This window comes from Spongiactinospora sp. TRM90649, assembly GCF_029382225.1.
In the GTDB taxonomy this organism is placed as follows: domain Bacteria; phylum Actinomycetota; class Actinomycetes; order Streptosporangiales; family Streptosporangiaceae; genus Spongiactinospora.
On record NZ_JARLTC010000048.1, the window covers coordinates 1 to 13,807 of the forward strand.

General features: G+C 68.5%; 11 protein-coding genes and 2 tRNA genes. 4 read left to right on the forward strand and 9 right to left on the reverse strand.

Features of this window, described 5'->3' with window-relative positions:
* Window positions 1-404: 404 nt before the first annotated feature.
* From P3X83_RS39485 to P3X83_RS39520, 8 genes are all read right to left on the reverse strand, one after another.
* Window positions 405-3,002: a valine--tRNA ligase gene (locus P3X83_RS39485; RefSeq protein ID WP_277310526.1), complete on the reverse strand. Its 2,598-nt coding sequence runs from the start codon at window positions 3,000-3,002 to the stop codon at window positions 405-407.
* Between the two features lie 29 nt (window positions 3,003-3,031).
* Complete coding sequence (gene clpX / locus P3X83_RS39490; RefSeq protein WP_277310527.1) at window positions 3,032-4,315, reverse strand: ATP-dependent Clp protease ATP-binding subunit ClpX; 1,284 nt, start codon at window positions 4,313-4,315, stop codon at window positions 3,032-3,034.
* A gap of 192 nt (window positions 4,316-4,507) precedes the next feature.
* Complete coding sequence (locus P3X83_RS39495; protein WP_277310528.1) at window positions 4,508-5,152, reverse strand: ATP-dependent Clp protease proteolytic subunit; 645 nt, start codon at window positions 5,150-5,152, stop codon at window positions 4,508-4,510.
* An 11-nt stretch (window positions 5,153-5,163) separates the two neighbouring features.
* Window positions 5,164-5,808: an ATP-dependent Clp protease proteolytic subunit gene (locus P3X83_RS39500; RefSeq protein WP_277310529.1), complete on the reverse strand. Its 645-nt coding sequence runs from the start codon at window positions 5,806-5,808 to the stop codon at window positions 5,164-5,166.
* Window positions 5,809-6,002: 194 nt separating this feature from the next.
* Entirely contained in the window at window positions 6,003-6,512 is a 510-nt protein-coding gene (locus P3X83_RS39505) for a cation:proton antiporter (protein WP_277310530.1), read from the reverse strand.
* 19 nt (window positions 6,513-6,531) lie between these two features.
* Window positions 6,532-7,125 carry a cation:proton antiporter gene (locus tag P3X83_RS39510; RefSeq protein ID WP_346742788.1) on the reverse strand — a complete coding sequence of 198 codons (594 nt, stop codon included), beginning with the start codon at window positions 7,123-7,125 and terminating at the stop codon, window positions 6,532-6,534.
* 429 nt (window positions 7,126-7,554) lie between these two features.
* Entirely contained in the window at window positions 7,555-8,967 is a 1,413-nt protein-coding gene (tig, locus tag P3X83_RS39515) for a trigger factor (protein ID WP_277310531.1), read from the reverse strand.
* A 295-nt stretch (window positions 8,968-9,262) separates the two neighbouring features.
* The gene (locus P3X83_RS39520; RefSeq protein ID WP_277310532.1) at window positions 9,263-10,129 is read right to left on the reverse strand and encodes a helix-turn-helix transcriptional regulator; all 867 of its coding nucleotides are present in this window, start codon (window positions 10,127-10,129) and stop codon (window positions 9,263-9,265) included.
* A 280-nt stretch (window positions 10,130-10,409) separates the two neighbouring features.
* Here P3X83_RS39520 and P3X83_RS39525 point away from each other — a divergent pair, with 280 nt between their 5' ends.
* Complete coding sequence (locus tag P3X83_RS39525) at window positions 10,410-10,901, forward strand: ATP-binding protein (protein ID WP_277310533.1); 492 nt, start codon at window positions 10,410-10,412, stop codon at window positions 10,899-10,901.
* 64 nt (window positions 10,902-10,965) lie between these two features.
* On the opposite strand, the gene P3X83_RS39530 is transcribed toward P3X83_RS39525, so the two are convergent.
* A tRNA-Pro gene (locus tag P3X83_RS39530) sits at window positions 10,966-11,039 on the reverse strand.
* An 89-nt stretch (window positions 11,040-11,128) separates the two neighbouring features.
* Between P3X83_RS39530 and P3X83_RS39535 the strand changes: the two genes are divergently transcribed.
* From P3X83_RS39535 to P3X83_RS39545, 3 genes are all read left to right on the forward strand, one after another.
* A tRNA-Gly gene (locus P3X83_RS39535) sits at window positions 11,129-11,202 on the forward strand.
* Window positions 11,203-11,353: 151 nt separating this feature from the next.
* Window positions 11,354-12,244, forward strand: a complete 891-nt coding sequence (locus P3X83_RS39540) for an LLM class flavin-dependent oxidoreductase (protein ID WP_277310534.1) — start codon at window positions 11,354-11,356, stop codon at window positions 12,242-12,244.
* Window positions 12,245-12,368: 124 nt separating this feature from the next.
* Window positions 12,369-13,724, forward strand: a complete 1,356-nt coding sequence (locus P3X83_RS39545; protein WP_277310535.1) for a TrpB-like pyridoxal phosphate-dependent enzyme — start codon at window positions 12,369-12,371, stop codon at window positions 13,722-13,724.
* Window positions 13,725-13,807 lie beyond the last annotated feature (83 nt).

Consider the following 13,807-nt stretch of genomic DNA (forward strand, 5'->3'; position numbering starts at 1 on the left):
TCGGTCGCTCTAGCCCGCCGGGGCTTGAAGTTCGTCTCTGTGGCCCCGTCTCCAGGGCAACCCCTCTAACTTACCAGACCTTCTGATGTGCACCAAATTCGTGCTGACATCTTCTGTCGTGACTTGCGAGGGAGGTTCGGCGCGATGAGCACCGCAGGAAGAACATTAGCACCCCTGTCGGGTGCTCCCGTGCATCTTCCGGTAACACTCTGGTCTACCCGAGGCTGGCTGGGGCTAAACCCCGGTGGCCATGGCGCGTGTCACACCACCGCTGACCTGCGGAATGACCATCAACTCAGTGACGCTTCCAACGCGAAGCGAAAACCAGGAATTCCCGAAGATCTCCGACCCGTCAACGCGTCGTGCCCGTGCGGGGACACCGCACGGGCACGATGGCACGACGGTCAGGCGGACGCCTCCGGAAGCGCGGCGAGCTGGGCCTCAAGGCGGGCGATCTCCTCCTCGGCCTTGGCCGCGCGGGCGCGGACCTTGGCCACGACGTCGTCGGGGGCCTTGGACATGAACTGCTCGTTGCCGAGCTTGCCCGTGGTCTGCGCGGCTTCCTTCCTGGCCGCCGCCAGATCCTTCTCCAGCCGCTTGCGCTCGGCCGCGACGTCGATGGCCCCGGCCGTGTCGAGTTCGACGGTCACCGTGCCGACCGCGAGGCGGGCGGTGGGCGTGAACGATTCGGCGGGCTCGTCGAGCCGCAGCAGGGTGCGGATCGCCGGCTCATGGGCCGTCAGGCCGGTACCGGTCAGGGTGAGCCGGGCGGCGACCCGCTGCCCTGGCTTGAGACCCTGATCGGAACGGAAGCGGCGAACCTCGGTGACGAGGTCCTGCATCTGCACGATCTCGGCCTCGGCCCCCGGATCCGCCAGCCCAGGATCGGCCACCGGCCAGGGGGCGATCACGAGCGACTCACGCCCGGTCAGCGCCCGCCACAGCTCCTCGGTGACGAACGGCACCAGCGGATGCAACAACCTCAGCAACGCGTCGAAGACGTGACCCAGCACATAGCGGGTGCCCGTCAGGCCGGCGGAAAGCTGGATCTTTGCCAGTTCGACGTACCAGTCGCAGACCTCGTCCCACGCGAAGTGGTAGAGCAGGTCGCACGCCTTGGCGAACTCGAAGTCGGCCAGCGCGGCGTCCACCGACGAGATCACGCTCTGCAGGCGGGACAGAATCCACCGGTCGGAGGCCGTGAGGTCGGCCGGGAGCTCGCCGACGGCCGCGCCGTTCATCAGCGCGAACCGCGCGGCGTTCCAGATCTTGTTGCAGAAGTTACGGGAACCGCCGGCCCACTCCTCGCTGATCGCCACGTCGGCGCCGGGGTTGGCGCCGCGCAGCAGCGTGAAGCGGGTGGCGTCGGCCCCGTAGCGTTCGACCCAGTCGAGCGGATCGACGACGTTGCCGAACGACTTCGACATCTTCTTGCCGAACTGGTCGCGGACCATGCCGTGCAGGGCCACGACGCGGAACGGCGGCTGCCCGTCCATCGCGTACAGGCCGAGCATCATCATCCGCGCGACCCAGAAGAACAGGATGTCGTAGCCGGTGACCAGGACGGAGGTCGGGTAGAACTTGGCCAGCTCGGGCGTCTGGGACGGCCAGCCCAGGGTCGAGAACGGCCACAGGCCCGAGGAGAACCAGGTGTCGAGGACATCGGGGTCCTGGACGTAACCGGCGGGCGGCTCCTCGTCGGGGCCGACGCACACGACCTCGCCGTCCGGCCCGTACCAGACCGGGATGCGATGCCCCCACCACAGTTGCCGGGAGATGCACCAGTCGTGCATGTCGTCGACCCAGTCGAAGTAGCGTTTGGCCATCTCCGGCGGGTGGATGCGCGTGCGGCCGTCGCGGACCGCGTCGCCGGCCGCCTTGGCGAGCGGGCCGACGTTGACGAACCACTGCAGGGACATCCTCGGCTCGACCACGGTCTTGCACCGTGAGCAGTGACCGACCGCGTGGACGTAGGGCCGCTTCTCGGCGACGATGCGCCCTTCGGCGCGCAGCGCGGCGACCACGGCGGGCCTGGCCTCGAAGCGGTCGAGCCCTTCGAAAGGACCGTGCGCGGTGATCACACCGCGCTCATCCATGATCACGTGGGCGGGCAGCGAGTGCCGCCGGCCGATCTCGAAGTCGTTGGGGTCGTGCGCCGGGGTCACCTTGACCGCGCCGGTGCCGAAGGCGGGATCGACGTGCTCGTCGGCGACGATCGGGATCATTCGCCCGGTCAGCGGGAGCTCGATCTCGCGCCCCACCAGGTGGGTATAGCGCTCGTCCGACGGATGGACGGCCACGGCGGTGTCGCCGAGCATCGTCTCGGCCCGCGTGGTGGCAACCACGATCGAGTCGTCGCCCGAGCCGTACCGGATCGAGACCAGCTCGCCATCGTCGTCGGTGTGCTCCACTTCGATGTCGGACAGCGCGGTCAGGCAGCGCGGGCACCAGTTGATGATGCGCTCGGCGCGGTAGATGAGCCCGTCGTCGAAGAGGCTCTTGAAGATCGTCTGAACGGCGCGCGAGAGGTTCTCGTCCATCGTGAACCGCTCACGGGACCAGTCCACGCTGTCGCCCAGCTTGGTCATCTGGCCGAGGATCCGCCCGCCGGACTCCTCCTTCCACTGCCAGACCCGCTCGACGAACGCCTCGCGGCCGAGGTCGTGCCGGGACACGCCCTCCTTGGCGATCTCGCGTTCCACCACGTTCTGGGTGGCGATGCCCGCGTGGTCCATGCCCGGGAGCCAGAGCGTCTCCGCCCCGCTCATCCGGGCCTTGCGGGCCAGGGCGTCCTGGATCGAGTGGTCCAGGGCGTGCCCGATGTGCAGCGAACCCGTGACGTTGGGCGGCGGCAGCACGATGCTGAACGGCTCCCTGCCACTCCCCGGGTCGGCGGTGAAGTAGCCGCGCGCCACCCAGCGCTCGTAGCTCCGGGTCTCGACCTGGGCCGGGGTGTAGTGGCTGGGCAGCTCTGGTGTCGGCTCTGCTGTCGGCGTCGTCACGGTGTCACATTCTAGGGACCTTGCCGGGGTCAGGCGGACTTCTCCCGCGGCGTGCGCTGCTGCTTGGCCTGAAGCTGGTCGCGCGGCACGAGCGTGGGATTGACGTGCTCCAGCACGGACGACCGGTCGATGATCACTCGGGCGACATCCTGCCGGGACGGGACTTCGTACATCACCGAGAGGAGGACCTCCTCCAGGATGGCCCGCAGGCCGCGGGCGCCGGTGCCGCGCAGGATGGCCTGGTCGGCGATGGCCTCCAGGGCGTCGTCGCCGAACTCAAGCTCGACGTTGTCCAGCTCGAACAACCGGCGGTACTGCTTGACCAGCGCGTTTCGCGGCTCGGTGAGGATCTGGATCAGCGCGTCGCGGTCGAGGTTGTGCACGCTGGTGATGATCGGCAGACGGCCCACGAACTCGGGGATCATGCCGAACTTCAGCAGGTCTTCGGGCATGACGTCGCCGAAGATGTCGGAGGAGTCGACCTCGTCCTTGGAGTGCAGGATCGCGTTGAAGCCGATGCCCTTCTTGCCGACCCGCGACTCGATGATCTTCTCCAGGCCGGCGAAGGCCCCACCGCAGATGAACAGCACGTTGGTGGTGTCGATCTGGATGAACTCCTGGTGGGGGTGCTTGCGCCCGCCCTGCGGAGGCACCGAGGCCGTGGTGCCCTCCAGTATCTTCAGCAGCGCCTGCTGCACGCCCTCACCCGAGACGTCGCGCGTGATCGACGGGTTCTCGCTCTTGCGGGCGATCTTGTCGACCTCGTCGATGTAGATGATGCCGGTCTCGGCCTTCTTGACGTCGTAGTCGGCCGCCTGGATGAGCTTGAGCAGGATGTTCTCGACATCCTCTCCCACGTAGCCCGCCTCGGTCAGCGCCGTGGCGTCGGCGATGGCGAACGGCACGTTGAGCATCTTGGCCAGCGTCTGCGCCAGCAGTGTCTTGCCGGAACCGGTGGGGCCGAGGAGCAGGATGTTGGACTTCGACAGCTCCACGCCATCGTCACGGCCGCGTTCGCCGGACTGCACCCGCTTGTAGTGGTTGTACACCGCCACCGAGAGGGCCTTCTTCGCCTTGTCCTGACCGATGACGTAGGCGTCGAGGAACTCGTAGATCTCCCGAGGCTTGGGCAGGTTGTCCCACTTGAGCTCGGAGGACTCGGAGAGCTCCTCCTCGATGATCTCGTTGCAGAGATCGATGCACTCATCGCAGATGTAGACGCCGGGTCCGGCGATGAGCTTCTTGACTTGCTTCTGGCTCTTTCCGCAGAACGAGCACTTCAGCAGGTCTCCCCCGTCGCCGATGCGTGCCACCCCAGATACTCCTTTGCGTGGGACCGCCCTGCCAACCTGGTCCGTTTCTTTCGCCCCGGGAGGATACCGGGTGCGAAAAGTCATCCCGCTCAGGTTTCGACGTTACCGTCTCCCTGGCCCTCAGTGAGCCCCCTGGCGGCGAGTCGCACCGGAACGTGCCCAATTGGGCACCGTTCCGGTGCTCACGTACCGTCAGGAAGCCACCGCTTGTGCGCGCTTCTTCCGCGACGGAATGATGTCGTCCACCAAGCCGTAGGCCTTGGCCTCGTCGGCGCTGAGGATCTTGTCGCGCTCGATGTCGCGACGCACCTCGTCGGTCGACTTGCCCGAGTGACGTGCCACGATCTCCTCCAGGAGGCCCCGCATCCGCAGGATCTCCCGGGCCTGGATCTCGATGTCGCTCCCCTGGCCGCCGCCCTCGGTGGACGGCTGGTGGATCAGCACCCGGGCGTTCGGCAACGCGAAGCGCTTGCCGGGCGTGCCGCCCGCGAGCAGCACCGCCGCCGCCGAGGCCGCCTGGCCCAGACACACGGTCTGGATCTCCGGCCGGACGAACTGCATCGTGTCGTAGATCGCCGTCATGGCGGTGAACGACCCGCCGGGCGAGTTGATGTAGATGCTGATGTCCCGGTCGGGATCGAGCGACTCCAGCGTCAGCAACTGCGCCATGACGTCGTTGGCGGACGCGTCGTCGATCTGCACCCCGAGGAAGATGATGCGGTCCTCGAAGAGCTTGTTGTACGGGTTCATCTCCTTGACGCCGTACGTCGTACGTTCGACGAACGAGGGGATGATGTAGCGGCCGTTGATGTCTCCCGGCCGGATCAACTCACTCACCTTTTGCCCTTTCAGGAGACGGCACCCGACGAAGGCACCTGTCGCGCGCTGCGCACGACCTGGTCGATGAAGCCGTAGTCCTTGGCCTCGTCCGCGGTGAACCAGCGGTCACGGTCGGAGTCCCTCTCGATCTGCTCCAGCGGCTGACCGGTGTGCGAGGCGATGCGCTCGGCCAGCGTCTTTTTCACGTAGAGCATCTGCTCTGCCTGAATGGCGATGTCGGCCGCGGTACCGCCGATGCCGCCGGACGGCTGGTGCATCATGATGCGCGCGTGCGGCAGAGCGTAACGCTTGCCGTGTGCCCCGGCGCACAGCAGGAACTGGCCCATGGAGGCCGCCAGGCCCATGGCCACCGTGCACACGTCGTTCGGCACGTACTCCATCATGTCGTAAATCGCCATCCCGGCGGTCACCGAGCCGCCCGGGGAGTTGATGTAGAGATAGATGTCGCGGTCAGGGTCGTCCGCGGCCAAAAGCAGCAACTCCGCGCAGATCCGGTTGGCGATCTCATCGTTGACCTGGGAGCCCAGCACGATGATGCGCTCGCGCAGCAGACGCTGGTAGAGCTGGTCTTCGAGACGGAAGGATCCGTTGGGCTGGCTCCTGGACTCGGGCTCGAAACCGGCCGGCTGATAGAGGGTCGGCGGGCTGGTCACAGCGTCACCTTCCGATGCGTCGTAAATCGATTGGCTTTGCTTGTGACCCTAACGCGCGTCGCGCACCGGACATGCCGCCTCCAACACGCTGTTCGCTGTCGGCGCAGGTAGACACGCGCCGTGGCGTCAGGGCCCGGGAAGCCTTTGCGGCGTCTGTCGAGCCTGTGCCCTCTGTGCCCTCTGTTCCGTTGTCGTCATCGTCGAGGACGGCACGCACCCTGTCCAGCCGCGATTCGAAAAGTTGCCGGAAAACAATCGGCTGTGTGCTCGTCCAGCCGGTCCTGCCTGGACATCGCCACCTCCAGCAGCGCCTCCCGGGCCGTCGCCTCCTCCACCACCGCCGCGCGGCCCTCCCCCAGGCCAAGCAGCCGCAGCAGCGGGCCCAGCGTGGACGCCTGCACTACGAGGGTCACCAGCACCACCGACGCCGCCAGGAACAGCAGCAGCCCCCGATCGGCGGCGGCGAGCGGGATCGACAGCGCGATGGCGAGCGTGATCGCGCCGCGCATCCCCGACCAGCCCATCAGCAGGCGTTCGCGCGGGCCGAGGTGGGAACACCAGCCAGGTCCATGCGAGCCGTAGCAGCACCACCACGGCGATGACCAGCACGGCGGCCACCGCCAGCCGTTCGGCCGACCCGCCGGACACGCCCTCGAAGACCTCGTGGATCTGCAGGCCGAGCAGCACGAACAGGGTGGACTCAAGGAGGAACACCAGCACGCCCTAGAACACCTGCCCGGTCAGGCGGGAGGCGGGCTGGAGCCTGCCGGGCCCCCGGATGCCGAGCATGAAGCCGGTCACGATCGTGGCCAGCACGCCGGAGAAGCCGAAGTGCTCGGCGGGGAAGTAGGCGAGGAAGGGGGTGACGAGGGACAGCACGGTCTGGCCGCCGCCGTCCTTGATCAGCGAGCGCTGCCGTCCGATCACCCAGGCCAGTGCCAGGCCGTACAGGACGCCGCCGAACACCACCTTGAGCAGGAGGATCCCGGTCTCTCCCGCCGTGACCGGGTGGGACATCGCGGCCAGCGCCAGGCCGAAGAGAGTGAGCGCCGCGCCGTCGATGACCAGGCTCTCCTCCTCCAGGATCGTCACCTGCCTGCGCGGCGCGCCCAGCCGCTTCAGCATGGAGGTGGCGGCCACGGGATCCGTCGGGGCCACCGCCGCCCCGAGCGCCAGCGCCTCGGGCCACGGCAGCCCAGGGACGGCCAGCAGCGCCGTCCCCATCACGGCGAGCGCGGTTACCAGCGTCAGGCCGAACGCCATGACCCCGATGGGGGCGGCGTCCGCTCGGCGTACGGCGCGGCGGGGGCGGCACAGCGCCCGAGTCCAGCGGCCCCCTGGACGACACCGACACGGTCAGAGCGTCGGAGAAGCGACCACGGTCAGGCAGCCGCTTCGCGCGGCGGGCAGCCTGGCGAAACCGCTGGACAGCGCGCCAGCGCTCAGCGGGGCGGGGAGGCGAAAGCCGAAGCGACGTACGGCACGGGTGGCGGAGGTGCGGTCACACCGGCCATCAGCCAGGCGGCTGCTGCGGGCGGAAGGCACCGCGGCGACGCCGCTGGACGGCGCGTCGGAGCGGATTCCGACACGCTGAGAGCGATTGCGCTTCCGGCGGCGGTGGTGGCGGTGGGGTATGGACGGCGAATGGCCGTGCTCTGGGGTGGTGCAGAGCACGGCCATGGCGGACGGCTCACCGCCGATGCGGGCGGGCAGGCATCGGGCGGTGAGGTGGGGAGGCCGGTGGGGTTACTTGGTGGTCTCGGTGTCGTCGGTGGGCTCGTCGGAGGAGGACTCGGCGGTGGGCTCGTCGGTGTCCTCGGGCTCCTCGGTGGGGCCGCCGATCTCGCGGTAGATGGCCTTGAGGTCGACGTCGTTGCCGTCCTCGTCCTTCACCGTGGCGGCGTCGCCGACGACGGCGCGGGCCTTGTCGCGGACGATCTCCACCATGGCCAGGGTGAGCTGGTCGTTCTCGGCCAGGTGCTGGGCCAGGGTGTTGGGGGCCACGCCGATCTCGCCCGCACGGCGGATGACGAAGTTGGTGAGCTCCTGCTCGGAGACCCCGAGCTCCTCGGCACGGGCGATCTTGTCGAGCACGAAACCGGTGCGGAGGGCCTTGGCGGCGGCGTCCTCGAACTCCTTGAAGCGCTCTTCCTCGCTGGTCTGGTAGAGACGGTAGAACGCCTCCTTGCTCAGGCCACTGTCGGAGATCTGGTGCTCCAGGTTGTGCTTGCGCGTGTCGATCTCGGTCTTGACCGCGCTCTCCGGGAGCGGGATCTCGATCCGGTCGAGGAGGGCGTCGAGCGCCTTCTGACGGGCCTGGGCGATCTGGTCGATCAGCTTGTTGTGCCGGATCTGGCCGCGCAGGCTCTCACGCAGCTCGTCCAGCGTGTCGAACTCGCTGGCGAGCTGGGCGAACTCGTCGTCCAGCTCGGGCAGGACCTTCTCCTTGACCGTCTTCACCGAGACCGTGATCTCGGCCTCGTCGCCGGCGTTCTGGCCGCCGACCAGGGTGGAGGTGAAGACCTTCTCCTCGCCCGCGGACATGCCTTCGAGGGAGGCGTCGAGGCCCTCCAGCACCGAGCCGGCTCCCACCTCGTAGGAAACCTCGCTGGCCTGCTGCTCCTCGATGTTGGCGCCGTCGATGGAGGCGGCGAGGTCCATCACGACGTAGTCGCCGCCGGCGGCGGCGCGCTCGACGCCGGTCAGGGTGGCGAAGCGCTGACGCAGGCCGTCGAGCTGCTCATCGATGTCGGCGTCGGTCACCTCAGAGGAGGGGACGGTCACCTCGATGTCGGCGTACTCGGGGATCTCGAACTGCGGGCGGACGTCGACCTCGGCGGTGAACTCGACCTGCTCGCCGTCCTCGATCTTGGTGACCTCGATCTCCGGCTGGCTGACCGGGAAGATGTCGCTCTCGTCGACGGCCTGGCCGTACAGCTTGGGAACCGCGTCGTTGAGGGTCTCCTCCAGCACCACAGCGCGGCCGAAGCGCTGCTCGATGATGCGGGCAGGGACCTTGCCGGGGCGGAAGCCGGGCACGCGCACCTGCTGCGCGACCTTCTTGTACGCCGCCTGCATGCTTTCGCCGAGCTCCTCGAACGGCACCTCGACGGTGAGCCTCACCCTGGTGGGGCTGAGCTCCTCGACAGCGGTCTTCACGGGGTGGTCTCCTTGGTCAAGCTTCGAGTGATCGCGGGCGCGTCAAGTCGTGCTTTGTCGGTCGGGTCGGCCTTCGCCGTCTGTACGACCGGGCCGCGGACGACCCGCCGCCTCCGGCTCGGCTCCCCCTCCCGCTGCGGCTGCCGCGGCGAGCTCGCGCGCCGCGCCCACATGACCGGCACCGTACCCGGACTCGTGTGGATGTGTCGCTTGCGGACATACTCCACCCTGGCGGGTGTCCAGCGCCGCAGGCCAGTCTAGGGCAGATATGCGGCGATGAGCGACGGCGCGGCCGTCAGATCTCCTTCATGATCTTGACGAGGATCTCCACGGTCTCGTCAGGAGTGGTGCTCACCGCGCACAGGCGCTCCATGACCTCGCTGTAACGATCGACGTCCTCGCGCTTGTCGAGGTACAGCGCGCTGGCGAGTTGCTCGACGTAGACGACGTCGGGGAGCTCGGCGTCCTCGAAGCGCAACACGCTGAACGCGCCGCCCTCCGCGCTGTGGCCGCCGAAGCTGAACGGCATGATCTGGACCGTGATGTTGGGCTGGCGCATGAGCTCCAGCAGGTGTTCGAGCTGCGCGCGCATCACGTCGGCCCCGCCGATCGGACGCCGCAGCGCGGCCTCGTCGATCACCGCCCAGAAGAACGGCCCGTCGCCGGCCTCCAGGACCCGCTGGCGCTCCATCCGCAGATCGACACGCCGGGCGATCTCGTGCGCGCCGATGCCGGCCGCGCCCGCGGTGATGACGGCCCTGGTGTACTCCTTGGTCTGCAGCAGGCCGGGGACGAACTGCACCTCGTAGGTACGGATGCGGGAGGCGGCCTCCTCCAGGCCGACGTACGCCTGGAACCACGAAGGAAGCAGGTCGTTGTAGCGGTGCCACCAGCCGGGCTCGTTGGCCCGGAGCACCAGGTCCATGACCGGACGGCGGGCGCCCTCGTCCTCCACCCCGTAGAAGGTCAGAAGATCGGCGACATCACGTTCCTTGAACCCGACGCGCCCCAGTTCCATCCGGCTTATCTTGGACTCGGAGCCCCGGATCAGATGCCCGGCCTCCTCGCGGGAGATGCCCTTGGCCTCACGGAGCCGACGGAGTTGTGAACCTAGGAGGATACGCAACGCCGTGGGACCCGCTCCCGGCTGTGTGTGCGTCACAGCTTCCTCCCTGTCGCCTTGCCCCAGCGCACACAGTGTCACTACTTCCAGCCGCTATGGCAAGGTCTCAACCCCGTGTCCGGTTCGCAAGCCGGAGTAGGTACGCGCACGTAACCGCCCATGCGCTTGCACATTGCAGGTGCACGTGCATTTGGGTCTTGCAGGTGACGATCAGGTGTCCCATGATGGCCTAGTGCATAGTGCGCTTAAGGCGCACTAGCTGATAAATCGGCAGCAGTGGCGGCGAATCGTCGAAGCGACACCAGGAGGTAGCGGCAGCATGGTGGAGCAGCCGACGTCCACTGCCGACTGTCCCCGCCAACACCACTGGATCAAGTTCCCGGACCTGCTGCGATCGTCCTGCTGTGAGACCACCACCACGCCGCTCTCCCCCCAGGCCGACTCGGTGAAGACCGCCCGGGACGTGACCAGGGCCACCCTGAACGACTGGGGATACGACGCGCTCGGCGACGACGCGGCGCTGGTCGTCTCCGAACTCGTCACCAACGCCGTGCGATACGCGCTGCGTCCCCCGCAGGCCTCGGCGGGGCAGATAACACTGATGCTCGTCCGCGTCAGCCGCCACGTGGTGCTGGCCGTCGCCGACCCGAGCGACCAGGTTCCGGTGCCGAAGGAGCCCGACTTCATCTCCGAGAACGGCCGGGGCCTCTACATCGTGGAGACCTACAGCCGCGATTGGGGCTGGGACCACCTGGAAAGCGGCGGCAAGGCGGTCTGGGCGCTTTTCACCCCCGAAGAGGCCGCTCGCTGAAGTTCGCGGCCAGGCCCCCGGCCGGAAAGCCGAAGGCCGAAGCGAACACCTCACGTCTTACCTGTCGGGGCGGCGGGATTTGAACCCACGACCTTCTGGTCCCAAACCAGACGCGCTGCCAAGCTGCGCCACGCCCCGCGACGCCCGGTGCGCAAGCCTTCCGGAACTCCGGTACGCTTACGCCCTGACGACCGGATGAAGTCTAGACCAGACCACGACCGGCTCGCGCGGACGTAGCTCAATGGTAGAGCCCCAGTCTTCCAAACTGGCTACGCGGGTTCGATTCCCGTCGTCCGCTCCAAAACAGAAAGGCCAGGTCACCGGGATTCCGGTGCCTGGCCTTTCCGCTGTCACGGGCCGCGAAACCCGGCCGATGAAACGTGCGGCCGGGGGAACAATGCCCGAGAGCCCCGGGTTCTCGCGGATGTGGCGACGGACGCGAGGAGGCTGTGATGGGCGACTACGGGCGTTCGCTGGAGTTCGGCTACTTCCTCATCCCGGGGGTGGACGAGCCCCTGCTCGACCGGGCGCGGCAGGTCGATCGGCTCGGTCTCGACCTGATCGGCGTGCAGGATCACCCTTACCAGCGGCGATACGTGGAGACCTGGACCCTCCTCAGCATGATCGCGGCGGTCACCGAGCGAGTCAGGGTGTTCCCCGACGTGGCCAACCTGGCGTTGCGCCCGCCCGCCGTCCTGGCCAAGGCGGCGGCGAGCCTGGACGTGCTCAGCGGCGGGCGTGCCGAGCTGGGCCTGGGAGGCGGCGGCTTCTGGGGCGCGATCGAGGCGTACGGCGGGCGACGCCGTACGCCCGGCCAGTCCAGGGCCGCGCTCGACGAGGCCGTCACGGTGATCCGCAAGATCTGGTCCGGCGAGCGCAACCTGCGTTTCGAGGGCGAGCACTACCGCCTGGCCGGAGCCCAGTCGGGGCCGGTCCCCGCGCATCCGATCGAGATCTGGCTGGGCGTGTCGGGCCCGAAGGCGCTGGCGCTGACCGGCGCGCGGGCCGACGGCTGGCTGCCGTCCTCCGCGTGGGCGACCCCGGACCGGCTGCCGGAGATGAACGCCCGCGTGGACGAGGGCGCGGCGGCGGCCGGACGGGAGCCGGACGCGATCCGGCGTCTCTACAACGTCAACGGCACGATCACCGACGGCGCGTCCGAGGGCTTCCTGAGAGGCCCGGCGGCCCAGTGGGCCGAGGAGCTGACCGATCTGGCCGTCGGCTACGGCATGGACACCTTCGTCCTGTGGGCGGAGGGCGACCAGGACACGCAGATTCGGCGGTTCGCCGAGGAGGTCGTGCCGGAGGTGCGTGAGCGGGTGGCGCGCGAGCGCAAGGGATAGCCAGGGATGGCAGGGGATCAAGGGACAGGCCGCCTCACGCGGGCGCCCGGCCGATGGCCTTCCGGGGCGCACGCGGTTGCCGGAGACTGGTCGCGCACATGTCCCGCACTGCCGTGGAGGCGGAATGGCGCACGAAGCCACCCGAGTCCTGCTCGACGAGTCCCGGATCCCGAACGCCTGGTACAACATCGTTCCCGACCTTCCCGCCCCACCTCCGCCGCCGCTGCATCCGGGCACCCGTGAGCCGATCGGCCCGGCCGACCTGGCGCCGCTGTTCCCGGCGGAGCTGATCGCGCAGGAGGTGAGCGGGGAGCGTTTCATCGAGATCCCGCAGAGCGTCCGCGACGTCTACCGGCTGTGGCGGCCGACGCCGCTGATCCGGGCCAGGCGGCTGGAGCGCGCGCTGGGCACTCCCGCGCGGATCTACTACAAGTACGAGGGCGGTTCGCCGGCGGGCTCGCACAAGCCCAACACGGCCGTCCCGCAGGCGTACTACAACGCGCGCGAGGGGGTCAGGCGACTGACCACCGAGACCGGCGCGGGCCAGTGGGGGTCGGCGCTGGCGTTCGCCTGCGCCCAGTACGGCCTGGACTGCGAGGTGTGGATGGTGCGCGCCTCCTATGACCAGAAGCCGCATCGGCGGTCGCTGATGCGGGTGTACGGCGCGACCCTGCACGCCAGCCCGTCCCCGGTGACGGAAGCGGGCGCGCGGATACTGGCGGCGGATCCGGCGAGCCCGGGGAGCCTGGGCATCGCGATCAGTGAGGCGGTCGAGGCCGCGGCCGGGGCCGAGGACACCCGTTACGCGCTGGGCTCGGTGCTGAACCACGTGCTGATGCACCAGACGGTGATCGGCGAGGAGGCGATCGAGCAGCTCGCCGAGTTCGGTGAGACGCCCGACCTGATCGTGGGCTGCACGGGCGGCGGGTCGAACTTCGCCGGGCTGGCCTTCCCGTTCCTGCGGGGGAAGCTGGCCGGGGGCACCGGTCCGGAGGTCCGGGCGGTGGAGCCGGCCGCGTGCCCGTCGTTCACGCGCGGCCGGTACGCCTACGACTTCGGCGACACCGCCGGGCTGACGCCGCTGCTGAAGATGCACACGCTGGGCCACGACTTCGTGCCCGATCCGATCCACGCGGGTGGGCTGCGTTATCACGGCATGGCGCCGCTGCTGTCGCACATGTACGTGCTGGGGATGTTCCAGGCGGTGACGCGGAGCCAGTCGGAGTGCTTCGAGGCCGGGGTGCGGTTCGCCCGGACGGAGGGGATCGTCCCGGCTCCGGAGCCGACGCACGCGCTGGCCGAGACGATCGCCGAGGCGGAGCGGTGCCGCGAGACGGGTGAGGAGAAGGTGATTCTCACCGCGCTGTGCGGCCACGGTCATTTCGACCTGGCGGCCTATGACCGCCATCTGGCGGGCGAGATGGAAGACTACACCCTGCCTCAGGAACGTATCGAAGCGTCTCTGGCCGGACTTCCCTAGTCAACTCGCCATAGGGTTGCGCGCTATATCGCACTAAATGCTGGCAATCCTCGAAATATTTGCGTCGGCATCGTCGGCGAACT

What these genes read in the sequence shown, in the direction of transcription:
- P3X83_RS39525 (WP_277310533.1), top strand. Translation starts at nt 10,410, where the DNA reads ATGGTGGAGCAGCCGACGTCCACTGCCGACTGTCCCCGCCAACACCAC.
- P3X83_RS39540 (WP_277310534.1), top strand. Translation starts at nt 11,354, where the DNA reads ATGGGCGACTACGGGCGTTCGCTGGAGTTCGGCTACTTCCTCATCCCG.
- P3X83_RS39545 (WP_277310535.1), top strand. Translation starts at nt 12,369, where the DNA reads ATGGCGCACGAAGCCACCCGAGTCCTGCTCGACGAGTCCCGGATCCCG.